Genomic DNA, 21,618 nt, shown 5'->3' on the forward strand with positions numbered 1-21,618 from the left:
TGGACGCGCGGTCTGAAACAAGACGACACCGAAAGAGCAAGCGATGCAGTCCACCGCCCATGCCTTCAAGGCGAATGTCGGCCACGCGCTGGTCGACGACAACCTGCAGCAGTCGCTCGCCATCCTGAAGGTCGGCTTCTCCGAGCGCCGCCGCCAGGCGGCAGAACGGCTGCCGGAGTTCGAGGCGCTGCGGGACCGCGCGCGCGACATCAAGAATCACGCCCTGGCCCATCTCGATTTCTATCTGGAGGCGTTCGAGGCCAAGGTGACGGCGCTCGGTGGCCATGTGCACTGGGCGCCGACCGCCGCGGATGCGCGTGCCGCCGTGCTCGACATCTGCCGCCGGGCCGGCGCGCGCACCGTCACCAAGTCGAAGTCGATGATCGCCGAGGAGATCGCGCTCAACGACCACCTCGAGGCCCATGGCATCGAGCCGGTCGAGACCGATCTGGGCGAGTACATCATCCAGCTGCGCCGCGAGCCGCCCAGCCACATCATCGCGCCGGCCGTGCACCTGACCAAGGACCAGGTCGCCGACACGTTCCTGGAGCATCACCGCAAGCTCGGCTTCGACAAGCGGCTGACCGAGCGCAACGACCTCGTCGCCGAGGCGCGCCAGGTGCTGCGCCGCCGCTTCCTGGAAGCCGATGTCGGCATCACCGGCGCCAACTTCCTGGTCGCCGAGACCGGCAGCTCGATGCTGGTCACCAACGAGGGCAACGCCGATCTCACCAACACCCTGCCGCGCGTGCATGTGGTGATCGCCAGCATCGAGAAGGTGATCCCGACGCTGGAGGATGCCGCGACCCTGCTGCGGGTGCTGGCGCGCTCCGCCACCGGCCAGGAGAGCGCCAGCTACACCACCTTCAACACCGGCCCCCGGCGGCCCGATGATCCGGACGGTCCGGCGGAATACCACGTGGTGCTGCTCGACAACGGCCGCAGCAGCGTGCTGGGCACGCAGATGCAGGACATGCTGCGCTGCATCCGCTGCGGCGCCTGCATGAACCACTGCCCCGTCTATGGCGCCATCGGCGGCCACGCCTATGGCTGGGTCTATCCGGGGCCGATCGGCGCTGTGCTGACGCCGCAGCTGGTGGGGGTGGAGGAAGCCGGCAACCTGCCCAACGCCTCGACCTTCTGCGGCCGCTGCGAGAGCGTGTGCCCGGTGCGCATCCCGTTGCCCAAGCTGATGCGGCACTGGCGCGAGCGCGAGTTCGAGCGTCACCTGACGCCGGCATCGGTGCGCCAGGGCCTGGCGCTCTGGGCGTTCCTGGCGCGTCGGCCGCAGCTCTATCGCCGCGCCACCGGCATCGCCAACCGCATGCTGGCCCTGTTCGGCCGCGCCGACGGCCGCTATGGCTGGCTGCCGCTGGCGCGCGGTTGGACGCGGCATCGCGACTTCCCCGCGCCCCAGGCGGGTGGCACGTTCCACGCCCAGTGGAAGGCCCGCGGCGGAGCCCGGCGATGAGCGGACGCGAGCAGATCCTGGGCACCATCCGCCGCTCGCTGAAGCGCGATGCCCTGTCGGGCGCCGCGCGCGAGGCGGCCGAGGCGCGGCTGCGCCAGCATCCGGTCAACATCGTGCCGGCGCGCGCGGCAGGCACGCCGGACGAGCGCCTGCGGACATTCGAGCACTGGGCCACGTTCAACCACGCCACGGTCGCGCGGGTCGCGGCGGCGGAGGTGCCCCAGGCGGTCGCGGACTATTTGACGTCCAACAACTTGCCGGCCCGTGCCGTGATGGCGCCGGACCCTGCGCTCGACCGCTACGACTGGGGCGGCCGGCCATTGCTGGAGCTGCGGCGCGGCCTGCCGCTGGATGCCGATCGCGTGGCGATCACCGGGGCGCTGGCCGGCATCGCCGAGACCGGCACCCTGGTGCTCGCGTCGGGCCCGGCGCATCCCACCTCGATCCACCTGCTGCCCGAAACCCATGTCGCCGTTCTGCGCGAAGCCGATGTGGTGGGGCCGATGGAAGAGGTGTTCGATCGCCTGCGGGCGCGCTATGGTGAGGGCGTGATGCCACGCACCGTGTGCACCGTGACCGGGCCGTCGCGCACCGGCGACATCGAGCAGCAGCTCGAGCTGGGTGCGCATGGGCCGCGGCGCCTGCACATCCTGCTCGTTGGCGACTGATGCGGGAAGCGGGCGCCGAGCGATGCTGGTGAATGTCGTGGCGCGCAAGGCCGGTCCCGTCGGCGATCGCGCCGGGGCTTGACCTGGGGCACCGGATCGTTGATCCAACCACCATGCTTGTCCAGTTCCTGCTGCGTATCGCCCGCGCCCGAGAATTGACAGTCGGCCTGCTGGCTGGCGCGCTGATGGCGGCGCCGGCAGTCGCCGCTGCCCAGACGACACCCAGCCAGCCGCAGCGGCCCCGCGCCGCGCCGTCGTCCAAGACCAAGCCGGCCCAGAAGCCGGCGCCGGCCGCGCCGACGACGCCCAAGGCGACCGTGGTCACCGAGGGCAGCTTCCCGCCTTTCAACACGCTCGATGCGCAAGGCAAGCCGGCGGGCTTCGAGGTCGATCTCGCCAACGCGATCTGCCAGCGCGCCAAGATCGAGTGCAAGGTCGTGGCGGCGAAATGGGACGACATCATCCCCGGCCTGCTCGACAAGCGCTACGACATCGCCATGGCCTCGTTGCTGATCACCGCGGAGCGCCGCAAGCACATCGCCTTCAGCCGCCGCTACTACACCACGCCCGCCGCCTTCGTGACCGGCAAGGACGCCGCGGTGCCGGACGGCGCGCCGATCCTGCTGCGGGGCAAGACCGTCGGCACGCAGCGCGCCACCACGTTCGCAGACTATCTCGAGCGCATGTTCCGCAAGACCATCAGGCTGCGCCAGTTCCCATCGGGCGAGGACGCGCGCCGCGAGCTCGCGGCCGGCAAGCTCGATGCCGTGCTGGGCGACAAGGTCTCGCTGTGGAAGTGGCTGGGCACGGCCGAAGGATCCTGCTGCGCCTTCTTCGGCCAGGACATCAAGGACACGCGCACGCTGGGCGAAGGCGTCGGTGCCGGCTTCCGCAAGGGCGATTCCAAGCTGCGCGAGGCCTTCAACAAGGCGCTGGCCGAGCTGATCGCCGACGGCACCTACAAGAAGGTCGCCGACAAGTATTTCCCGTTCCCGATCTACTGAGCCGGGAACGCGCCGCTCCAGTGGCGCCCGCCCGGCGGGCCTCGACGGCCGATCCGCCGCGTGGAAGGATGTCGCCGATGATCGCCGGCCTCCTCCTCTCTCGCCATGGCTGCGTCGCTGCCGCGCTGGCCGCTGTGCTGGTTGCCGCCGCGCCCGTGTCCGCAGACGAGGATACCGCGGCATGCCGCGAGCTCGAGCAGCGCTTCGAGCAGATCAAGTCGGATGTCTCCTCCGTGCAGGTCAACCTCGCGCTGTTCTCGGCTGCGGAAGGGGGCTGCATGACCTTGGCCCGCCGCCTGCTGGCCATGGGCGCTTCGGTCGAGTCGCGTGATCGGCTCGGCGGCACGCCCCTGGCGCGTGCCGCGCGCTTCGGGCAGCTCGCGCTCGTCGAGCTGCTGCTGGAGCATGGCGCGCACATCAACGCCCGCAACCTTGTCGGCGCGACGGCGCTCTATTTCGCGGCCGAGAACGGCCGGATCGCCGTCGTGAGCCGGCTCCTCGAACGGGGCGCCGACCCCAATCTGGCGGGACGTGCCGGCGTGACCCCGCTCGCCGCGGCGGCCTTCAAAGGCGCCGATGACGTCGTCGCGGTGCTGCTGGCGCATGGTGCCGACCCCGGCGTGGTGGACGCGACCGGCAAGGCGCCGATCCTCTATGCGGCGGCGGTCGGCGCCGTGCCGCTGGTGCGCCGCCTGCTGGCGGCTGGTGTCGACGTCAACGCGCGCTACGGCAACGACCTTACGGCGTTGATGTGGGCGGCTGGATACGCCGACAGCGCCAGCGCTGCGAACGGCGAAGCGGTGGTGGCGCTGCTCATCGAGCGGGGCGCATTGCTCGATGCCGCCGACAACCGCGGTCGCACGGCGCTGATGATTGCCGCCGAGCGGGGGCACGCCGCGATCGTCGGTCTTTTGCTCGCCCGCGGCGCCGACCGCAGCCTCACGGATGCCAGCGGCAGGAGCGCTATCGACCTCGCCTCGACCGAGAGCATCCGCGCGACGCTTCAGAAGAGATGAACGTGCTCATTGCAGCCCCGCGAGGTATTCCGCGCAGGCGGCGATGGCCTCCTCCGAGATCGACAGCATGAGGTCCGACATGCCCGGATTGTTGCCCCGGGTGCGCGTGCGGAACTCGATCATCGACTTGACGAGGTACTCGCGGCGCTGCCCGGCAAGACGCGGCTGCGTGCCGTCTCCCTGGTAGGCGCCGAGGTGACAGCCGGTGCAGTTGACGGCGACATTGGCGCGCTGCGCCTGCGCTGCGACGGCATCCGATGCGGACGGCTGGCCCAGCCTGGGCCATGGCTTGCCGGCGAAGTATTCTGCCAGCGCCATCATCTCGTCACGCTCCAGCGTCTCGGCGATGGTCGACATCGGATCGCTCTTGCGGGTGCCGCGCTTGTAATCGCGCAGCTGCAGATAGAGATAGCCCTGATGCTGGCCCCAGATCACCGGCGTCTGCACGTCCTGCGGAATGCCGTTCTCGCCGTGGCAGGCGTTGCAGAGCTGCACCTTCTCCTCGATCGGGTCGGCGCGCGACGCCTGGCACAGCACCATCAGCGTGGTAGCCAGCACGGCAGCGCGCACGCCACGGGACCGTCCAGCGGTCCCGTGGCGCGACGGGGCATCAGCGCCAGGCAGGCATGGCCAAAGCAACCCCGCCATCAATCGACCGTGAAGGCGATGATCGAGTTGCCGCGCTTGTAGTCGAGCTGCACGTTGCCGCCCGCGCCGACCACGATGTACTGCTTGCCATCGACGGTATAGGACGACGGCGGTGCGTTGACCCCGGCGCCCGCCTGGAACTTCCACAGCGTCGCCCCGGTCTCCGCATCATAGGCCTTGAAGAGACCGTTGCCCTCGCCGGTGAAGACAAGGCCGCCGGCCGTGGCGAGAACGCCACCGATCATCGGCTGCGGTGTCTTCACCTGCCAGCGGATCTTGCCGGTGTTGTAGTCGACCGCGGTGATGTTGCCCCATTGCTCCTCGGCCGGGATCACCTTGAAGGCCCCGCCCAGCCACAGCTTGCCCTGCGGATAGGGCGAGCTCTCGACGTGGTAGGTCATCGGCTGGTGCAGGTTGATGGCGTAGGTGAGTCCGAGGCCGGGGTTCACGGCCATCGGCGACCACTCGACGCCGCCATTGGCGCCGGGCAGCATGCGCGCGCCTTCCTTCGTCGGCAGCACCCACATGTTCTCCTGCGGCACCATCGCCTCAGAGAAGCGGATCAGGCTGCAATCGTTGCGATTATGGACATAGACATGGCCGGTCTTGCCGGCATGCAGCACGCCGGGGACGACCTGTCCCTGGCTGTTGCGCACATCCACGAGGATGGGAGGGCTGACCGCATCGAGGTCCCACACATCATGGGCGATGTACTGGAAGTGGCAGACATATTGCCCGGTATCGAGATTCACCGAGACCAGCGAGTTGGTGTAGAGGTTGTCGCCCGGGCGCAGCGAGCCGTCGAGGTCGGGTGACGGATTGCCCACCATGAAGAAGATGCGGTTCAGCGCCAGGTCGACCGCCGGGTTCTGCCACACGCCGCCGCCCAGCGTCTTGTACGGATCGCCGGTCTGTGCAAGCTGCGCCTTCTCGGCCGCGATATCGCGGAGCATATGGCGCCCGGTCGCGTCCTTCTCAGCCCATACGCCGACCGAGTTTTCCGGGATCGTGTAGAAGGTCCACAGCAGCTTGCCGGACTTGGCATCAAAGGCCTTCACGAAGCCGCGGATGCCGTACTCGCCGCCGTTCGTCCCGATGAGGATCTTGCCGTTGACGGCGGTCGGCGCCATCGTCTCGCTGTAGCCGAGTTCCGGGTCGGCGATGTCGGCCTGCCACACGAGCTTGCCGGTCTTGGCTTCAAGCGCGACGAGCTTGGCGTCGAGGGTCCCCATGTAGACCATGTCGCCGTGCACGGCGACGCCGCGGTTGTTCGGGCCGCAGCAATAGGTCGTTATGGGCCCAAGCTTCTGCTTGTAGTGCCATAGCTCCTCGCCGGTGCGCGCATCGAGCGCATAGACGTGGTTGTACGACGTCGTGACGTACATGACCCCGTTCACGATGATCGGGGTGGTCTCGAGCGATTCCTTGACCTCCGTCTGGAAGATCCATGCCGGACGCAGCCGCGCGACGTTGGACACGTTGATCTGCCGGTTGGGATAGAAGCGAAGCTGGTTGTAGTCGCCGTTGGTGTGGAGGAAGTTGTTGCCGTCACCGCCGGCGCGGTTGAGCAGGTCCTGAGTCACGGTGGACATGTCGCCGTACTTCGCGGCGGTCTTCACCTCTTGCGCGGATGCCGTGCAAACGACCGCGAGCGCGAATGCGGTGCCGATCGCGGCAAATCTCCCAAGTCGAGCCATGTGAATCCTCCCCGTAGTTCATGCACCAGGGAACTATGCGAGCTCGTTGCGCGGACGCCGTGCGTGCTGCCTGCGACGTGAGCGCGCCTGCGTCCGGGATCGCGGCGAACAGCCTCGCCCGGAAGGCACGCAGCAGGGGACAATGCGAAGACTATGCAAGCTTGAATGCAAAAAGCGTGGGCGCCGCCGCAAGGCCTGTCAAGCCAAAGTCTGGGCCATCCCGTCATCCCTCGCTGCGCTCGGGATGACGGGTGTGTCAGCGACCTGCGATTCCAGGCTCAGGGCTTGCGCGCGGTCAGCGTCGTGAACATGCCGGCCACCATCGTGCGTTCGATGTCGCGGAAGCCGGCGCCGGTCAGGAGCGCTTCCTGCTCTTCGCGGGTCGGCACGACGTTGCCCCAGGTCAGCTCGTTGTAGCCCGTCTGCACCGAGAAGGCATGGTCGGGCTTGCGCAGATCGGCATGCGTCGACGGATAGGTCTCGTCGAGGACGAAGAGGATGCCGCCGGGCTTCAGCGCCCGGAATGTCTGGGCCAGCACGCCGGCGCGGTCCGCGACCGGGATCTCATGCAGCACCTCGAACATGGTGGCGACGTCGAAGGCCTGATCGTCCTGCGCGGCCTCGCCACCGACCTGGGCAACCGTCACGCGTTCGGCGAGGCCGGCGCCGGCGATCCGCGCGCGCGCCGCGGCGATGCCATGCGCATCGACGTCGACGCCGTGGCAGCGCACCTTCGGCCACGCCTGCGCGATGCGCATCATCAGTCCGCCGGCGCCGCAGCCGACATCGAGCAGATGGCAGCCGGCCTCGAGCCGCTCCCGCACGCCGGGCACGCCCGGCAGCAGCCGGCGCGCCACGAACGTCTGCAGGCCGCCGGTGGTGTCGGCGATCAGGTCGGAGAAATCGCGTCCATGCTGCTGGAAGGTGAAGACGCCGCCGGTGCGATAGAGGCGCGCGTGGTCGGCGAGATCGGGCCCGCCGAAGCGTTGCATCACCGTCACGTAGGCTCCGATATGACGCGGATCGCCGGATGCCACGAGTATCTCGCGCATGAAGGGCGCCAGCCGGAACGCCTGCGGCCCGTCGGCGTCGAGCAGCTCGTAGGCGCAGGCCGTGCGGCACCAGGTCGTCACGTAGGGCGCATGCAGGCCGAGGTCGGCGGCAAGCTGCGCCGGCGTTGCCGTGCCGCGCTTGTCGATGCCGTTGAACAGACCGGCCTCGATGCCGGTGGCCATCAGATGCGTGGCGTGGAAGCCGCGGATGTGGCTCCACACCAGCGCGGCCTGCTGCTCTGCGGTGCGTGCCTGCGGTGCTGCGCCCGTGGCCGGCTCGGTGGTCATGCTGTGCTCCCCAGTGGCGTCCGCCGGATCACCGGCGGCGCTCGCACCGTAGGCGGCGCCCGGCCGGCGTCAAGGCCGCGCCTGAGGCGGCCATTTGGTCCGAGCAGGTGGAGCGCGACGGCACGAAAGCGGGCTGCCCCCAGGGCGCGGACGCCAGTTGCGGCACCCGCGTCCGCAGATGGTCGTGATGCCGCCACTATCGGGCCGTCACCAAGGACGGAACACTCCCCCGGATCGGACGTTGACACATTCAGGACACGATTGCGCACGAGCGTTTCCAAGTCGCACGGTTTGGACAACTCAGGAGGAGACCATGAAGCCTCTTCGGTCAGCTTGGTTGGCGTTCGCGCTGGCGCTTGCCGGCGCTGGTCTGGCACAGGCGCAGCAGCCCTATCCGTCGCAGTTCGCCGATCAGTGGATCAATTCCTGCGTAGCCTCGTGCAAGACCAACGAGCTTTACAAAGCGCGCCAGGGCCTGTGCCCGTCCTATTGCACCTGCATCGTCCAGGAATCGCAGACCAGCGTTCCGCTTGAGGTGGCGATGCAGGCCGATCGGGACTGGGCGGCTAAGAACTACAAGAGCGAGGCCGTGCAGCGCGTGAGCAAGGTGGCCAACCAGTGCCAGTCCCGCGTCCTGCCTCCGCAACCGGCCAGCCAGACCCGGAAGCGCTGAGGCGCCTGGTCGCGCGATCGCACGCCCTCCCGTCATCCCGAGCGTGGCGAGGATCCAGGCGCCGCCCCGGCATCCCTCGCTGCGCCCGGGACGGCTCAGTACTTCACCGCGCTGCGCGCGTCGGGGGCGGTGTATTGGAGCATCTGCCCGGCCTTGACCTCCATCGCGTCGCGCCGGCGCAGGCGGCGGGCCTGGGCCAGCGTGATCAGCCGATAATGGCGGCTGTTGTCGATCCAGTCGGCGACGTCGAAGCAATTGTCGTCGCGGCCGACCCACCGACGCGGATCGATGCGGCGCAGGTCATACGGGCGCGAGTAGGTGCGCAGCGTCTTGCGGTCCTTCAGCACGTACTCATGGAAATACGACAACGCCAGCTCGCGCAGCGAGCGGTGGATCGGGTCGCGCCAGCGCAGCCAGATATGGTTGCTCTTGGAGATCGCACCCCAGTGGCCGCCCTGGCGGAACAGGGTCACGACATGATCGTCGTCGGTGTCATCGGCCTGCAGGTCCATCAGCAGCGGCGGCTGGCCTGCGATCCACAAGGCGCAGGCGGCGACGAAGGCGCCCTCCAGGCAATGGGCGTGGCCGTGACGCAGCGTCTCGCGGACTGACAGCGCGGTGTCGCCCCCCAGCTCGAAGTTCGTCGGCAGCGCCGCGACGAAGTCCTGGATGCGTTCCGGCGTCTTGAGCCGCTTGAGAGTCCTGTATTGCGATGGTGAAAGGCCGAGCCGCTCGGCAGTCGGGGGACGGATGCGCATGTCGCACTATATCCGCGCGTTCCCCCGATGGAACACCGGTGTCAATCCTTGAAATCGATGCCCTGGGTCTTCAGCCAGTCGATCCAGCCGATCATCGACGGGTTGTGTGGCCGCACCTTGTAGTAGGGGATCATCGGCTTGTACTGGTCGAACGCACGGCGCAGCAGGTCGACTGCATCGGGTTCGCCGGCCCGCTTGGGCGCGAAGTCGACGCGCAGGTCGGTGCGCCCATAGGGCTCGGTATCGTAGACGATCAGGCAGGCGGAGCGATGGCCGCCAGCGTCCCCGCCTGCGTCGCGGCCGGCGGTGATGACCCGCATCAACCGCTCCTCGAACAGCTCACCGGCGCTGTCGCGCCACGCACGCTCCATGTCGGGCAGCACCTGCGCGGAGCCCAGCAGGTTGCCCATCACGACATAGCCGTCGCCGGTCAGGGCACCCTTGTGCTGCTTGGCTTCCGCGCCGGTATGGACCGCCACCCGACCATGCCGGTCGACCATGCCGATCTGTCGATAAGCGAAGCCGGCATCGCTGGCGCCGATCTCCGCCATCACCTTCTCCGGCGCATAGCCCAGGCTCAGAAGCTCGATCGCCAGCGGTCCGAGGCCAGGATCGGTATAGGCCTGCGTGCTGACGGCCCCGACATTGGCCCGGATGAACGGGCAGCGGGCGCCGACCGATAACGGGTTGGTCGACTGCGCGATGCCCAGCAGGCCGCTCTCCTTTTCGCGGGCCACGATGGTGAAGGTCATGGTGTGGTTTCTCCGGTGGTCGTGAAGCGATCGTCGTGTTGCAGGACCCGCATGTCGGTGGCAGCCCATCCGAAGGTGACGGTGGTGCCCGGTGCCGGCATGGCGTGGCCGGACACATCGGCCCGGACGGCGATGCCGGCGGCCGTGACGGTGAGGCGCGATGTGCCGCCGAGATAGGCGGTTTCCGTCAGGACGCCGGCATGGTTGAAATCGAGCGCTGCTGCATCCGTGCCGACAACGACATGCTCCGGCCGGATCGACAGCAGGACCGGGTCGCCCGGGGCCGGCCGATGGGCCGCCGGCAGCAGGCCGCGCAGCGGGCCCAGCGCCGATGCCGCGACGGCCGTGGCGCCATCACCGCCACAGCATGTACCAGCCAGCAGATTGGCCTCGCCGATGAAGTCGGCGACATACGCGGTGGCGGGGTTCTGGTAGATCTCGACCGCCGGGCCCTGCTGCACGATGCGGCCGTGGTCCATCACCACAATGGTGTCGGAGAGGTTCATGGCCTCTTCCTGGTCATGGGTCACGTAGACGAAGGTGATGCCGACGTCGCGTTGCAGCTTCTTCAGCTCGTTCTGCATGTGCTTGCGCATCTTGAGGTCGAGCGCGCCCAGCGGCTCGTCGAGCAGCAGCACACGCGGCTGCGTCACCAGGGCACGCGCCAGGGCGACGCGCTGCTGCTGGCCGCCGGACATCTGCCGCGGGAACTTGGCGATATGGGCCTCCAGGCCCAGCAGCGCGACAATGCGCTGGACACGCGTCTCAATATCTGCCTTGCCCACCTTCTGCATGCGCAGGCCGAAGGCGACGTTCTGCGCCACCGTCATGTGCGGGAAGAGGGCGTAGTTCTGGAACACCATGCGGGTCGGCCGGGCGGCGCCACGATCGGCGGCCACCGGCTCGCCGGCAACCAGGATACGGCCCGAGTCGGGCAGCTCGAAGCCGCCGATCATGCGCAGCGTGGTGGTCTTGCCGCAGCCGCTGGGACCGAGCAGCGTGACGAACTGACCCCGCTGGATCGCCAGATCGATGCCGTCCACCGCGGTAAAGGTACCGAATCGCTTGACTACCGCTTCGAGTTCGACGTCGACCTGGCTCATCGCGCTGTCCGTCTCCTGCTGTGCCGCGTCAGGCGGCTTTGACTTCGTTCCAGACCTCGTTCCAGCGGGACTTGTCCTTGGGGATGTCCTTGAAGACGAGGCGGTCGACGTTGTTGATGTCGATGCCGAGATCCTTCACGAGCTGTGGCTCGAGCTTGGCGATGGCGGTCTTCGACGCCGGCGCGTAGCGTGTGGTGCGCGCCATGAACTCGCCGTACTCGGCGCTGAGGGTGAAGTTGGCGTACTCCTCGACCAGCTTCAGCTTCTTGGTGCCCTTCACCGCCGTGATCGACTCGCTCCAGCCCACGGCGCCTTCCTTCGGCCAGACCCAGCCGACATCCACGCCGGCCTTCAGCAACGGCGCGATCACCGCCAGGAAGCTCCACGCGACGACCGCCTCGCCCGAGGCCAGCATGTTCTGGACGTCGGCCACGTTCTTCCAGTAGGCCCGCACCAGCGGCTTCTGCGAGATCAGCAGCTTCTTGACCTCCTGGAGCTCCTTCTCCTCCATCGCGTAGGGTTTCTTGATGCCCAGGTGCAGGGCGGCGACCGCCAGCGTGTCCTCGGGCTCGTCGCGCATGGCTATGCGCCCCTTGTACTTCGGATCGAACAGCGCCTTGAGCGAGTCGAGCTCGCCTGTCTCCTTGCGGTTGAAGGCCATGGCATTGGCGCCCCAGACGAAGGGGATTCCGTACAGCTTGCCGTCGACACGCCATTGCGGCGACTGGCTGAACTGTTCGAAGATCTCCTTCGCATTGGTCAGCGCTGCCGGGTTCAGCGGCTCGATCAGCCCTGCCTTGGCTGCCGGCTCGACATAGTTCTGCACCGGCACGATCATGTCGTAGAGCTTGGTGCCGCCGCCGCGCAGCTTGGCCATCATCTCGTCCGAGCTGGCGTAGAAGGTCGACTTCAGGTCGATGCCCAGCCGGTCCTTGGCCTGGGTCGCGAAGCCCGCCTCGCCCCACGACGACCAGGTGAACAGGGCCAGCGACTTGTCCTGGGCCATCGCCGGGCGCAATCCCGCCGGCATCGCGGCCGCCAGGCCGGACATCCCCAGCAGCTGGAAGACCTTGCGCCGCGAGATCCCGCGGGGCAGCAGAAGGTTGAGCGATTCTCGTTGCATGTCAGGCCTCCTTGCCTGGGTCCGGGCTCACGTTCGCGCCTGCGCCTGTCGCAGCGACAACTCCGCGACGACGGCGAACAGGCCAGTGATCAGCACGGTGATGGTGGCGATGGCGTTGACTTCCGGCGTGATGCCGAAGCGCAGCATCGACCAGATGATCATCGGCAGCGTGTTGTCGTTCCCCGTCGTGAAGAACGTCACCACGACCTCGTCGAAGGAAAGGGTGAACGACATCAGCGCCGCCGCGACGATCGCCGGCTTCAGGAAGGGAACGGTGATCTCGCGGAAGATCGTGAAGGTGCCGGCGCCCAGATCCCATGCCGCTTCTTCCAGAGACTTGTCGAAGCCGACCAGCCGCGCCGACGTGATCAGGATCACGTAGGGCAGGGTCATCACGACATGACCTGCGATCACCGTCAGCAGCGACAGGTCGGCCTGCAGCAGGTTGTAGAAGCTCAGCAGCGCAATGCCGATCACCAGGCGCGGCACCATCATCGGCGTGAGGCTGAAGGCACGCAGGCCGCCGGCCAGGCGGCCGCCGTAGCGGTGGATGCCGACGGCCGACAGGATCCCCAGGCTGCAGGAGAGCACAACGGTGGCGAATGCGATGATGAGGCTGTTGACCAGCGCGGCGTGCAGGGCCGCGTTGCCGAACAGCTTGCGATACCAGCCCAGGGTCAGGCCGCTCATCGGGAAGCGGCTGATCGTCGAATCGTTGACGGAGAAGATCGCGACAATGACCAGCGGCGCGAACAGGAACAGCAGCACCACACCGGTCCAGGCGCCCAGCACCAGCTTGGCCGGATCGCGCCGGGTCATGCCGTTCCCCGCGGCCTGCCGTAGCGCAGGGTGGCTGCGGCGGCGGCGAAGATGAGGCCCATCAGCACCAGGGCCATCGCCGAGCCGAACGGATATTCGTAGGCGACGCCAAACTGCTGGGCGATGATGCTGCCGATCATGATGCTGCGCGTGCCGCCGAGCAATTCCGGCGTCACGAAGGCGCCCATCGACGGGATGAAGACGAACAGGCAGCCGCTGGCGATCCCGGGCAGGCTCAGCGGCAGGATCACGGAGAGAAAGGTGCGTAGCCGTCCGCCGCCGAGATCCCAGGCTGCTTCGAGCACGCTGGGGTCGATCTTCTCCAGCACCGCGTAGAGCGGCAGGATCAGGTACGGCATGTAGATATGCACCAGCGCAATGGTGACGGCGACGTCCGAGTACAGCAGCGCGGTAAAGGGCGCGTCGATCAGCCCCAGGCTCATCAGCGCCTGGTTGACGACACCCTGGGTGCCCAGGATCAGCATCCAGGCATAGGTGCGCACCAGGTAGCTGGTCCACAGTGGCAAGATCACCAGCAGCAGCAGGGTAAGCCGGAAGCGGCGCACCTTGCGGGCCAGGAAATAGGCGACCGGGTAGCCGATAAGCAGCGACAGCGCGGTGACGTACAGTGACAGCCGGATGGTCGAGAGGAAGACGTTGACGTAGAGGTTGCCGCCGATTTTCTGGTAGTTGCGCAGAGTGAAGTCGGCCACGATCTGGTAGTCGGCGACGCGCCAGAAGCTGTAGAGCACCATCGTCATCATCGGCAGGATGAAGAAGATGATCAGCCACAGCTTCGGCGCGGCCAGGAAGGCCAGAACCGTCGAGACCTTGGCCCGCATGCTGCGTCAGCCTGCGATGCCGGCCATGAAATCGTCGTAGGCGAGGGCCTTGCTGTTCGTCGTCAGCCGATCGCAGCCGGTATCGGTGACAAGCAGGGTGTCTTCGCACAGGAAGCCCTGCACTCCCTGCATGTAGTAGCCGACCTCTATATTGAGCGACATGCCGGGCGCCAGGCCTTCCTCCACCCGGGGCATCAGGAAAGCCGATTCGCTCGGGTCGGCCAGCGTCACGACCGGCGGGTCGTAGACGCTGATGCCGATGCCGTGGCCGCAATGGAAGCGGTCGAAGTCTTCCAGGCCGAGATCCTTGCCGGGCTTCATCGCCGCCCGATAGATGTCGCGCACATCGGCACCCGGCCGGATCAGCGCGATGGCATCCTCGACGCCCTGCGACAGCGCATCCCACAGGGCCTGCTGTTGTGCCGTGGGCTTGCCCAGGACGACGGCCCGCGCCGTGTCGGAGTGGTAGTGCTCGTAGGTGCAGCCGATGTCGTAGCGCACGATATCGCCTGCGGCGATCGTCTTGTCCGAGCTCAACGCATGCGGGTACGAGGTGCGGCTGCCGCTGCCCAGCACCATGAAGGTCGGCTTGCCCTTGAGGTCCGCCAGGCGGCGATGATAGGCGTGGATGACGTCGCTTTCCTTCACGCCCGGCTTGACCAGGCGGTAGGCGTGATTGATCGCTTCCTCGGTGATGCGCGAGGCGAGGCGCAGACGCTCGATTTCATCCGGCGTCTTCACCATCCGGATTTCCCACCACAGCGCATTGCCGGCGATGATGTCGGCGTTCGGGAAGCGCTGCTTCAGCTCCCAGAAGATGAACGGTGACATGCCGAGCTCGTCGACGGCGATGCGGCTGCTCTGCAGGCCGCGCGCCTCGATGGCAGCGACCAAGCCGTCAAGCGCGCGCCGCACCGTGTGCGCACGCTCCAGCAGCGCCTTGCCCGCCTTGCCCACCCGGTCCATCTCGTTGCCCTGCGCCGGGCCGCGCTTGAAAGGGCTGAAGATGTAGACGTCCTCGACCCAGACCGTGCCGTCGACGATCGCCTCCAGCTCCAGGCTGGGCGCGACCAGCGATGCCTTGGGCTCGTGGGCCGGCGTGTAGATGGAGTAGACCTGGAAGCCCTTGTTGATCCAGTGCGAGACGCAGTTGTAGTCGGTCGCATACATCACGTTCTCGGGCGACGTGGCGATGATGGCCGCCACGCCGGCCTTCGCCATCACCATATCGGCCCGCTGCTGATTAAAGAGCATCCGGTTTCTCCTTGGCTTCCTTTGTCGTGGTGCCGGCCGCATTGCCTGGGTAGCCGAGCTCGTACGAGAGCCGTTCGGCTTCGTCTCGCACCATGGCGATGAAGTCGTCGACCTTGCTGTTGGGCATGCGGAAGTCGGGCGCTGAAATGGTCAGCCCGGCGATGACCTGGCCATCCGGCCCGTGGATCGGCGCGCCGACCGATCGTGAGCGCGGTGTCATCTCGGAGTCGCTGAAGGCGTGGCCCAGACGCCGGATCCTCAGCAGCTCGGCCCGCAGCTTCCCGGGATCGGTGATCGTGTTCTTCGTGTAGCGCTTGAGCGCCTTCTGCGCGATCAGGCTCTCGACGAAGGCATCCGGCTGAAACGCCAGGATCACCTTGCCGATGCAGCCGGCGTTCAGCGGGAAGCGTTCGCCTTCGAAGACCGTGAACCGCATCGCCTGCGGGCTGTCGATGTAGTCGATGCACAGGCCGTGGTTGTCTTCCAGCACGCACAGTCCGATGGTCTCGCCGCAGGCGGCGGCCAGGCGCTGCAGGAACGGTCGCGCAATGCGCTTGAGCGCGCCGTTCGCGCCGCCGCGTGGATTGAGCTGCGCCATCACCAGCCCGAGGCTGTACTGGCCGCTCTCGCCGTCGCGCTGAAGAAGGCCACTCCCTGCCAGCGTCAGCAGCAGGCGATGCACCACGCTCTTATGCAGCCCGGTGTGATGCGCAAGCTCGGTCGGCCCCCAGCTGTCCGCCTTGACGAAAGCCAGCAGCACGCGCGCGGCCCGCTCGACCGACTGAACCTCGCTGTAACGCCGCTCCGCCATGCGTCCCGTATCGTCTCGTATTGTGAGACAGTGTCTCGATATCGAAACGGTAGCGACAGATCACCGCCATCGCAACGCTTTTTTCCAAGTCACAGCAAATTGTGGAGGCGAAACTCGCGCCGGATCGCGCATCTGCTGATGTGCTTGCGGAGCATCGAAGGAAGATCCGATCATCGGCTTCCCGCCCGTCCGAGATAGTCCTGCCTTATGGGGTTAGCCGCGTGGCTGCGAGTGATGCAGCACCCGGCGGACACATGCAGCCCGGTCAGAAATCACCAAACGGCGGCGCGATCTCGCCGATCGGGGCGGAGACGAGGAGCGTGGCAGCGGCCGCGCGGTTCGGCCCGGGCGGTCGTTGGTTTGCGGATGTCAGGGGGTTTCACGGGCGCGGCCCGCGGTCGTTTTCGGGCCGCTGGACCGCGGGGCCTGAGCCCTTGCAAATCCAGCGTTCGGGGATGGTGGAGCTGAGGGGGATCGAACCCCTGACCTCCTCATTGCGAACGAGGCGCTCTCCCAGCTGAGCTACAGCCCCCCGCCCGAAAACGGCGCGGATAATGGTGACAGGGGAACGGGAAGTCAAGGAAGTAGACCGTGGTCCGGACCGATAAAACGCATGCCGGCGCGAGCCGGCGCTTGCCTCGGAGTATGTGCTCATGCGAGTTTCAGCGCCGCGTTCGAGGTGGCCATGAGCAAGCAGAAAGTGCAATCCGAAGCGGCGCCGGCGGCGCTGGGCCCGTATTCCCAGGCCATCGTGTCCGGTGGCATGGTCTATTGCTCGGGCCAGATCGCGCTCGACCCCAGGACCGGTCAGTTCGCCGGCGATACGGTCGAGGCGCAGACCCACCAGGTCCTGCGCAACCTGCAGGCGGTCCTGCAGGCCGCGGGCAGCGATCTCGGGAAGATCGTGAAGACCACCGTGTTCCTGGCCGACATGGGCGATTTCCAGGCCATGAACGGGGTCTATGCCGGCTACTTTCCCGATCCGGCGCCGGCGCGCAGCACGGTGCAGGTGGCGCGGCTGCCGCGCGATGCACGGGTCGAGATCGAGGCCGTCGCAGCCCTCTGAGCGGCGCGCGGCTCTCATGTCAGGGAGGTCGGGATGGGAGATATGGGCGGTATGATGGCCGGCTTCGGCGCCTTGGCCTTCGTGATCTACCTTATCGGTGTCGCGATCGTGACCGTGCCCTTCTGGTTCATCCTGAAGCGGGCCGGGTTCTCACCGTACCTCGCGCTGCTCAACCTGATCCTCGGGCTTGGCACGCTCATTGTCATGGCGATCCTGGCCTTCTCGCGTTGGCCGGCGGGCGAATCGGGCCGCACCTCGACGGTGCAGGATCTGATGCGCCAGGTTCAGGGAGGCCGGTGATGGGCTACGGCAGCGGTGGCATGATCGGCGGCCTGCTGATCTCGCTGATCGTCATGGCGCTGGGCATCTGGATGACCTGGCGCATCATCGAGAAGGCCGGCTATCCGGGCTGGTACGCCCTGGCGATCGGCGTCGGCGGCTTCATTCTGAGCCTGATCCCCTTCGTGGGTCTTCTGGTCCAGCTTGCCCAGCTCGGCCTGCTCTACGCCTTTGCCTTCGTGCGCTGGCCGAAGGAAGGCGGCACGGTCCCGTTCGGGGGCGGCATCCCGGGCGTGTCGGGCGGCTACGGCTCGCCGGCCGGCTATCCGCCGCAATCGGGCTACCCGCCGGCGGCCGGCGGCTATCCGCCGCAGCCCGGCTATCCGCAGGCAGGCTACCCGCAGCAGCCCGGCTATCCGCCGCCGGGGTATCCGCAGCAGCCGGGCTACCCGCCGCAGGGCGGCTACCCCCAGCAGCCCGGCTACCCGCCGCCGCAGCCTTATGGCCAGCAGCCGCCCGGCTATCCGCCGCCGGCGGGCGGGCCCGCGGGCTACGGCCAGCCGCCGGTGGCGCCGCCGCCATCCTACGGCCAGCCGCCTGTCGCACCGCCGCCGTCCATGTCCGCGCCGGTGATGCCGCCTCAGCCGCCGCCGTCGTCCGGCGGCGATGCGGAGGCCACCGTGATCGCGGGCCGGTCGATGCCGGCGGCACCGCCGCCGCCGCCAGCCGCGCCGCCATCGGTCGCGCCACCGCCACCGCCACCGGCGCCGATTCCAGGCGCGGGCGCGTCGGGATGGACGCTCTCCACCCCCGGGCCGGGTGGAACCCCGTTCGTGCTGACGTTGGCGGAAGGCAAGGCGATCTACCTCGTCAGCGGCCAGGGCGGCGGCGGCGACCTGATCGTGCCGGAAGCCTCGATCGGCAACCCGCATGCCCGCCTGCATCTGGCGACGGGTCGGCTCGGCCTGGAGGATCTCGGCTCGCCCGGCGGCACCGCGATCGATGGTGCCCAGCTCCTGCCGAGCCACGGCATCCGCGAGGTCACGCAATCCAAGAAGATCCGCTTCGGCGCCCTGGAGTTCTCCCTGTCGCGGTCGTGACGATCCTGTCCGTCCAGGTGAAGGTGTAGCGAGGGATCTTTCCGAAAGGCGCGCTGCGCGCCGCTCGGAAAGGGTTCCTCGTTGCGTTTGGGGTGAGAGCTTCGGCCGTGGGCGCCAGCTTGCCGCGCCGCCGGGGCTCGGTTATGCCTGCACGCAACCGTTTCCCATCCCCCTGGAGAGCCCCGGTGATTTCGTCGCTTGCCTACGTGGTCAGCCTCCTGCTGGAGTTCTTCGTCTACCTGCTGATCGCGCAGGCGATCATGAGCTGGCTGCTGGCCTTCAACGTCGTGAACTACCGCAACCAGTTCGTTCGCATGATCTGGGAGTTCCTGGCGCGCATCACCGAGCCGCTGCTGCGACCGATCCGGCGCTTCCTGCCCGGCTTCGGCGGCATCGACCTGTCACCGCTGGTGCTGATCCTGATCATCATCTTCCTGCAGCGCGCCGTTCTCTATCCCCTGATGACCGGCCGCTCCGTCTCGCTGTGGTGAGCTTCTACCGCGCCGCCGGCGATGGCCTGCGGCTGCGACTGAAGGTGAGGCCGCAGGCGCGCCGGGCCGCCATCGACGGCGTCGTGCCCGATATCGAGGGCGAGGCGCTGGCCGTGTCGGTCACGGCGCCGCCCGAGGACGGCAAGGCCAACGCCGCGGTGGTCGCGCTGCTGGCCCGTGCCTGGAAGCTGCCGGCCGCGTCGTTCGCGGTGGTCCAGGGTGCGACGGCGCGGCGCAAGCTGGTCAGCATCACGGGCGATCCCGGCACGCTGGCTGCGATCATCGAGGCATGGCGTTCGTCGCGCGCATGATCTATGTCGGCGCCGGATCAACGGCGCAGGGTGGATCGGGATGACGGCCAGCATCATCGACGGCAAGGCATATGCTGCCGGCCTGCGGGCCCGCGTGGCGCAAGGCGTGGCGGGGCTGAAGGCCGGGAAGGGGATCACGCCCGGCCTGGCGGTCGTGCTGGTGGGTGACGATCCCGCCAGCCAGGTCTATGTGCGCAGCAAGACCAGGCTGGTCGCCGAGGCCGGCATGACCGGCTTCGACCATCGCCTGCCCGCCAATACGCCGCAGGCGGATCTGCTGGCGCTGGTCGCCCGGCTCAATGCCGACCCGGCCGTGCACGGCATCCTGGTGCAGTTGCCGCTGCCGGCGCATATCGACTCGGCCCATGTCATCGCGGCCATCGACCCGGCGAAGGACGTCGACGGGCTCAGCGCCACCAACGCCGGCAGGCTGGTGCAGGCGGGCAGCGGGCCGCTCGATTTTCCTGTCGCGTGCACGCCGCTGGGCTGCCTGATGCTGCTGAAGGATTCGCTGGGCAGCCTCGCCGGCGCCGATGCCGTGGTGGTGGGCCGCTCGGTGCTGGTCGGCAAGCCGATGGCGCAGCTTCTGGTGCGCGAGGATTGCACCGTGACGCTGGCCCATTCGCGCACGCGCGATCTGCCCGGCCTGTGCCGGCGCGCCGACATCCTGGTCGCAGCGACCGGGCGGGCGCAGATGGTGAAGGGCGATTGGGTCAAGCCGGGCGCCACGGTGATCGATGTCGGCATCACCCGGGTCGACCGCCCCGACGGCAAGCAGCGGCTGATCGGCGATGTCGATTTCGAGGCTGCCAGCGCCGTTGCCCGTGCCATCACACCCGTGCCGGGCGGCATCGGTCCGATGACCATCGCCTGCCTGCTGCACAATACCCTGCAGGCCGCACGCCGTGCCGCCGGCCTCGGGCCGGCGGCGATCTAGCTTTTTCGGACCGCGGGCGTCCTGCCCTGAGCTTGTCGAAGGGTCCACGCCCGCATTCGCTCGCAGCGAAGCGAAGAGCGAAAGACGGTCGTCGGCGCCGCGCGCCGATCGCGCGCGTGGACGCGCGCGGTCCAAAAGAATCAGAACGACTTGCTGATGCTGAAGATGGCGCGCGGGGCGCAGTAGTTGAAGCCGCCGCCGTTGCAGCGGCGCTTGGAGATGTCGGTGTCGACATAGGTGACGCCGAAATCGACGCCGTAGATCGTGGCGACCAGGCCGATCTGCCATTCCCAGTAGTCGGGGTTGGCGAAGCGGGCGTTGCGCTGGACCGCCTGGTGGCCGATCCCGCCGAACATCTTGAACGACACCTTCTCGCTGATCTTGATGAAGTCCAGCGGCACGGTCAGCATCGCCTGCTTGTACCAGGCATCGCCCGAGTGGGCGACGAAGTTGGGGCTGTAGCGCACCTGGCCGGCCAGCGTGGCGAAGCCGAAGTCGTAGCTCAGCGAGCCGCCGAACTCGTCGTAGGCGAGGTGCGCCGATTTCATCGAGCCGGGATAGCGGTAGCCGATCCAGCCCAGGTCGAGCACCAGCTTCTCCTGGAGGAACTTGAACTTCACGCCTGCCACCATGTCGAGCTCGATCGACTCGTCGACGTCGGGCGAGAAGTTGATGCTGCTGCCCCAGAAGCCGCCATAGATGGAGACGGGGGCGAAGCCGATGAACGGCAGCGGCACCTCGTAGGTGAGGCCGCCCTGGATCGCCGGGTCGTTCTTGCTCTGCGAGATGCCGCGGAAGCGGTAGTCGGACGTCAAGGTCACGATGCCGGTGATGCTGCCGCCGAACGGGCCGGTCGGGTCCGGCTTCGGCGGTTCCGGCGCCGGCGCCGCGGCCGGCGCAGGTGCCGGCGTCGTCTGCGCGATGGCGGCTCCTCCCCACAAGGCGACCGCCATCAGGGCCGCCGACAAACGCTTGATCACCATCTTCCCCTCGCAAAGGCATGGACTTGCGACCGCTGCGCGATCGATGACAGGCGCCTTACAAGCAGTTTCCATACCAGCCGGGGAAAGACGGGGTGCTGGATCGACCAGCGGAAAAAAGCGGCGTCCGCAGGGCCGCTATCGCTCAAAAAACAAGCGCACGGCGCGCGTCATGCGCTGGCCGTGACGGATAAAGCGCCATTTGCGTGCTGTGGGTCTTGACGCGGCAAGACCCATGTCGAGGTGCGCTTCGAGCTCGTGCCTGGAATCACTAGTCGCTGATACGTCCGTCATCCCGAGCGCAGCGAGGGATCTCCTGCGCAGGACGCACGGTGCGCCATTCGCGGGAGATCCCTGTACCAGTTGAAGCGCAAGAGGCCCGGTCTAGAGTGACCGGGTCGGGCCGCCTGCCGGGAGCCACCCATTGATCCAGTGCCCAGAGCACCAAGCGAGGATCCGTGCCCCGGCAGAGTGG

At 67.7% G+C, this 21,618-nt stretch carries 23 protein-coding genes and 1 tRNA gene; 11 read left to right on the forward strand and 13 right to left on the reverse strand.

The genetic code is table 11. The features are described 5' to 3' along the window. The first annotated feature begins 43 nt into the window (after positions 1 to 43). The 4 genes from FHP25_RS13140 (at position 44) to FHP25_RS13155 (ending at position 4,159) form a co-directional block, all read left to right on the forward strand. A complete protein-coding gene (locus FHP25_RS13140) occupies positions 44 to 1,471 on the forward strand; it encodes a LutB/LldF family L-lactate oxidation iron-sulfur protein (protein ID WP_147847385.1) in 1,428 nt (475 codons plus the stop codon). Continuing rightward, entirely contained in the window at positions 1,468 to 2,139 is a 672-nt protein-coding gene (locus tag FHP25_RS13145; protein ID WP_147847386.1) for a LutC/YkgG family protein, read from the forward strand. Before FHP25_RS13140 ends, FHP25_RS13145 begins: the two co-directional genes overlap by 4 nt. Before the next feature lie 113 nt (positions 2,140 to 2,252). Further along, a complete protein-coding gene (locus tag FHP25_RS13150; RefSeq protein WP_178133496.1) occupies positions 2,253 to 3,143 on the forward strand; it encodes a transporter substrate-binding domain-containing protein in 891 nt (296 codons plus the stop codon). 77 nt (positions 3,144 to 3,220) lie between these two features. Next, entirely contained in the window at positions 3,221 to 4,159 is a 939-nt protein-coding gene (locus FHP25_RS13155; protein WP_178133497.1) for an ankyrin repeat domain-containing protein, read from the forward strand. A gap of 6 nt (positions 4,160 to 4,165) precedes the next feature. Here the strand turns inward: FHP25_RS13155 and FHP25_RS13160 are convergent, their stop codons facing one another. The 3 genes from FHP25_RS13160 to FHP25_RS13170 all read right to left on the reverse strand — a co-directional run bounded on the left by FHP25_RS13160 (position 4,166) and on the right by FHP25_RS13170 (position 7,844). Next, positions 4,166 to 4,717 (reverse strand): c-type cytochrome, encoded by a 552-nt coding sequence (locus tag FHP25_RS13160; RefSeq protein ID WP_218578358.1) that lies wholly within the window; start codon positions 4,715 to 4,717, stop codon positions 4,166 to 4,168. A gap of 89 nt (positions 4,718 to 4,806) precedes the next feature. Further along, on the reverse strand, positions 4,807 to 6,399 hold the full coding sequence (locus FHP25_RS13165) for a pyrroloquinoline quinone-dependent dehydrogenase (RefSeq protein ID WP_218578359.1): 1,593 nt from the start codon (positions 6,397 to 6,399) through the stop codon (positions 4,807 to 4,809). A 383-nt stretch (positions 6,400 to 6,782) separates the two neighbouring features. Beyond that, entirely contained in the window at positions 6,783 to 7,844 is a 1,062-nt protein-coding gene (locus FHP25_RS13170) for a class I SAM-dependent methyltransferase (protein WP_147847390.1), read from the reverse strand. Positions 7,845 to 8,157: 313 nt separating this feature from the next. Here FHP25_RS13170 and FHP25_RS13175 point away from each other — a divergent pair, with 313 nt between their 5' ends. Then, positions 8,158 to 8,517, forward strand: coding sequence for a hypothetical protein (locus FHP25_RS13175; protein ID WP_147847391.1), 360 nt, complete (start codon positions 8,158 to 8,160; stop codon positions 8,515 to 8,517). Between the two features lie 95 nt (positions 8,518 to 8,612). On the opposite strand, the gene FHP25_RS13180 is transcribed toward FHP25_RS13175, so the two are convergent. From FHP25_RS13180 to FHP25_RS13220, 9 genes are all read right to left on the reverse strand, one after another. Then, the gene (locus FHP25_RS13180) at positions 8,613 to 9,275 is read right to left on the reverse strand and encodes a hypothetical protein (protein WP_147847392.1); all 663 of its coding nucleotides are present in this window, start codon (positions 9,273 to 9,275) and stop codon (positions 8,613 to 8,615) included. Between the two features lie 41 nt (positions 9,276 to 9,316). Further along, a complete protein-coding gene (locus FHP25_RS13185; RefSeq protein WP_178133498.1) occupies positions 9,317 to 10,027 on the reverse strand; it encodes a DUF1028 domain-containing protein in 711 nt (236 codons plus the stop codon). After that, on the reverse strand, positions 10,024 to 11,130 hold the full coding sequence (locus FHP25_RS13190; RefSeq protein WP_147847394.1) for an ABC transporter ATP-binding protein: 1,107 nt from the start codon (positions 11,128 to 11,130) through the stop codon (positions 10,024 to 10,026). The genes FHP25_RS13185 and FHP25_RS13190 overlap by 4 nt, the downstream gene beginning before the upstream one ends. Before the next feature lie 28 nt (positions 11,131 to 11,158). Continuing rightward, on the reverse strand, positions 11,159 to 12,253 hold the full coding sequence (locus FHP25_RS13195; protein WP_147847395.1) for an ABC transporter substrate-binding protein: 1,095 nt from the start codon (positions 12,251 to 12,253) through the stop codon (positions 11,159 to 11,161). Positions 12,254 to 12,280: 27 nt separating this feature from the next. Then, positions 12,281 to 13,072 carry an ABC transporter permease gene (locus FHP25_RS13200; protein WP_147847396.1) on the reverse strand — a complete coding sequence of 264 codons (792 nt, stop codon included), beginning with the start codon at positions 13,070 to 13,072 and terminating at the stop codon, positions 12,281 to 12,283. Continuing rightward, a complete protein-coding gene (locus FHP25_RS13205) occupies positions 13,069 to 13,914 on the reverse strand; it encodes an ABC transporter permease (RefSeq protein WP_147847397.1) in 846 nt (281 codons plus the stop codon). Before FHP25_RS13205 ends, FHP25_RS13200 begins: the two co-directional genes overlap by 4 nt. A gap of 6 nt (positions 13,915 to 13,920) precedes the next feature. Then, positions 13,921 to 15,168 carry a M24 family metallopeptidase gene (locus FHP25_RS13210; RefSeq protein WP_178133499.1) on the reverse strand — a complete coding sequence of 416 codons (1,248 nt, stop codon included), beginning with the start codon at positions 15,166 to 15,168 and terminating at the stop codon, positions 13,921 to 13,923. After that, entirely contained in the window at positions 15,158 to 15,979 is an 822-nt protein-coding gene (locus FHP25_RS13215; protein ID WP_147847399.1) for an IclR family transcriptional regulator, read from the reverse strand. The genes FHP25_RS13210 and FHP25_RS13215 overlap by 11 nt, the downstream gene beginning before the upstream one ends. Before the next feature lie 456 nt (positions 15,980 to 16,435). Further along, positions 16,436 to 16,511 (reverse strand) — tRNA-Ala (locus FHP25_RS13220). 153 nt (positions 16,512 to 16,664) lie between these two features. On the opposite strand from FHP25_RS13220, the gene FHP25_RS13225 reads away from it, so the two are divergent. From FHP25_RS13225 to folD, 6 genes are all read left to right on the forward strand, one after another. Continuing rightward, entirely contained in the window at positions 16,665 to 17,045 is a 381-nt protein-coding gene (locus FHP25_RS13225) for a RidA family protein (protein WP_178133500.1), read from the forward strand. Between the two features lie 51 nt (positions 17,046 to 17,096). Next, entirely contained in the window at positions 17,097 to 17,345 is a 249-nt protein-coding gene (locus tag FHP25_RS13230; RefSeq protein ID WP_178133501.1) for a hypothetical protein, read from the forward strand. Then, complete coding sequence (locus tag FHP25_RS13235; RefSeq protein ID WP_147847401.1) at positions 17,345 to 18,424, forward strand: FHA domain-containing protein; 1,080 nt, start codon at positions 17,345 to 17,347, stop codon at positions 18,422 to 18,424. The genes FHP25_RS13230 and FHP25_RS13235 overlap by 1 nt, the downstream gene beginning before the upstream one ends. A gap of 188 nt (positions 18,425 to 18,612) precedes the next feature. Continuing rightward, positions 18,613 to 18,915: a YggT family protein gene (locus tag FHP25_RS13240; protein ID WP_147847416.1), complete on the forward strand. Its 303-nt coding sequence runs from the start codon at positions 18,613 to 18,615 to the stop codon at positions 18,913 to 18,915. Beyond that, on the forward strand, positions 18,912 to 19,226 hold the full coding sequence (locus FHP25_RS13245) for a DUF167 domain-containing protein (RefSeq protein ID WP_231712315.1): 315 nt from the start codon (positions 18,912 to 18,914) through the stop codon (positions 19,224 to 19,226). Before FHP25_RS13240 ends, FHP25_RS13245 begins: the two co-directional genes overlap by 4 nt. Positions 19,227 to 19,266: 40 nt before the next feature. Continuing rightward, entirely contained in the window at positions 19,267 to 20,163 is an 897-nt protein-coding gene (gene folD, locus FHP25_RS13250) for a bifunctional methylenetetrahydrofolate dehydrogenase/methenyltetrahydrofolate cyclohydrolase FolD (RefSeq protein WP_147847403.1), read from the forward strand. Positions 20,164 to 20,303: 140 nt separating this feature from the next. Here the strand turns inward: folD and FHP25_RS13255 are convergent, their stop codons facing one another. Beyond that, a complete protein-coding gene (locus tag FHP25_RS13255) occupies positions 20,304 to 21,146 on the reverse strand; it encodes a TorF family putative porin (protein ID WP_178133502.1) in 843 nt (280 codons plus the stop codon). Between the last annotated feature and the right edge of the window lie 472 nt (positions 21,147 to 21,618).

This window comes from Vineibacter terrae (assembly GCF_008039615.1).
GTDB classification, from domain to species: Bacteria; Pseudomonadota; Alphaproteobacteria; order Reyranellales; family Reyranellaceae; genus Vineibacter; species Vineibacter terrae.

Coding starts and splice junctions, on each gene's coding strand:
- FHP25_RS13165 (WP_218578359.1), bottom strand. CDS start 6,399: ATGTCCACCGTGACTCAGGACCTGCTCAACCGCGCCGGCGGTGACGGC.
- FHP25_RS13225 (WP_178133500.1), top strand. CDS start 16,665: ATGAGCAAGCAGAAAGTGCAATCCGAAGCGGCGCCGGCGGCGCTGGGC.
- FHP25_RS13195 (WP_147847395.1), bottom strand. CDS start 12,253: ATGCAACGAGAATCGCTCAACCTTCTGCTGCCCCGCGGGATCTCGCGG.
- FHP25_RS13140 (WP_147847385.1), top strand. CDS start 44: ATGCAGTCCACCGCCCATGCCTTCAAGGCGAATGTCGGCCACGCGCTG.
- FHP25_RS13190 (WP_147847394.1), bottom strand. CDS start 11,130: ATGAGCCAGGTCGACGTCGAACTCGAAGCGGTAGTCAAGCGATTCGGT.
- FHP25_RS13185 (WP_178133498.1), bottom strand. CDS start 10,027: ATGACCTTCACCATCGTGGCCCGCGAAAAGGAGAGCGGCCTGCTGGGC.
- FHP25_RS13145 (WP_147847386.1), top strand. CDS start 1,468: ATGAGCGGACGCGAGCAGATCCTGGGCACCATCCGCCGCTCGCTGAAG.
- FHP25_RS13180 (WP_147847392.1), bottom strand. CDS start 9,275: ATGCGCATCCGTCCCCCGACTGCCGAGCGGCTCGGCCTTTCACCATCG.
- FHP25_RS13175 (WP_147847391.1), top strand. CDS start 8,158: ATGAAGCCTCTTCGGTCAGCTTGGTTGGCGTTCGCGCTGGCGCTTGCC.
- FHP25_RS13215 (WP_147847399.1), bottom strand. CDS start 15,979: ATGGCGGAGCGGCGTTACAGCGAGGTTCAGTCGGTCGAGCGGGCCGCG.
- FHP25_RS13200 (WP_147847396.1), bottom strand. CDS start 13,072: ATGACCCGGCGCGATCCGGCCAAGCTGGTGCTGGGCGCCTGGACCGGT.
- FHP25_RS13205 (WP_147847397.1), bottom strand. CDS start 13,914: ATGCGGGCCAAGGTCTCGACGGTTCTGGCCTTCCTGGCCGCGCCGAAG.
- FHP25_RS13230 (WP_178133501.1), top strand. CDS start 17,097: ATGATGGCCGGCTTCGGCGCCTTGGCCTTCGTGATCTACCTTATCGGT.
- FHP25_RS13210 (WP_178133499.1), bottom strand. CDS start 15,168: ATGCTCTTTAATCAGCAGCGGGCCGATATGGTGATGGCGAAGGCCGGC.
- FHP25_RS13155 (WP_178133497.1), top strand. CDS start 3,221: ATGATCGCCGGCCTCCTCCTCTCTCGCCATGGCTGCGTCGCTGCCGCG.
- FHP25_RS13255 (WP_178133502.1), bottom strand. CDS start 21,146: ATGGTGATCAAGCGTTTGTCGGCGGCCCTGATGGCGGTCGCCTTGTGG.
- FHP25_RS13150 (WP_178133496.1), top strand. CDS start 2,253: ATGCTTGTCCAGTTCCTGCTGCGTATCGCCCGCGCCCGAGAATTGACA.
- folD (WP_147847403.1), top strand. CDS start 19,267: ATGACGGCCAGCATCATCGACGGCAAGGCATATGCTGCCGGCCTGCGG.
- FHP25_RS13235 (WP_147847401.1), top strand. CDS start 17,345: ATGGGCTACGGCAGCGGTGGCATGATCGGCGGCCTGCTGATCTCGCTG.
- FHP25_RS13170 (WP_147847390.1), bottom strand. CDS start 7,844: ATGACCACCGAGCCGGCCACGGGCGCAGCACCGCAGGCACGCACCGCA.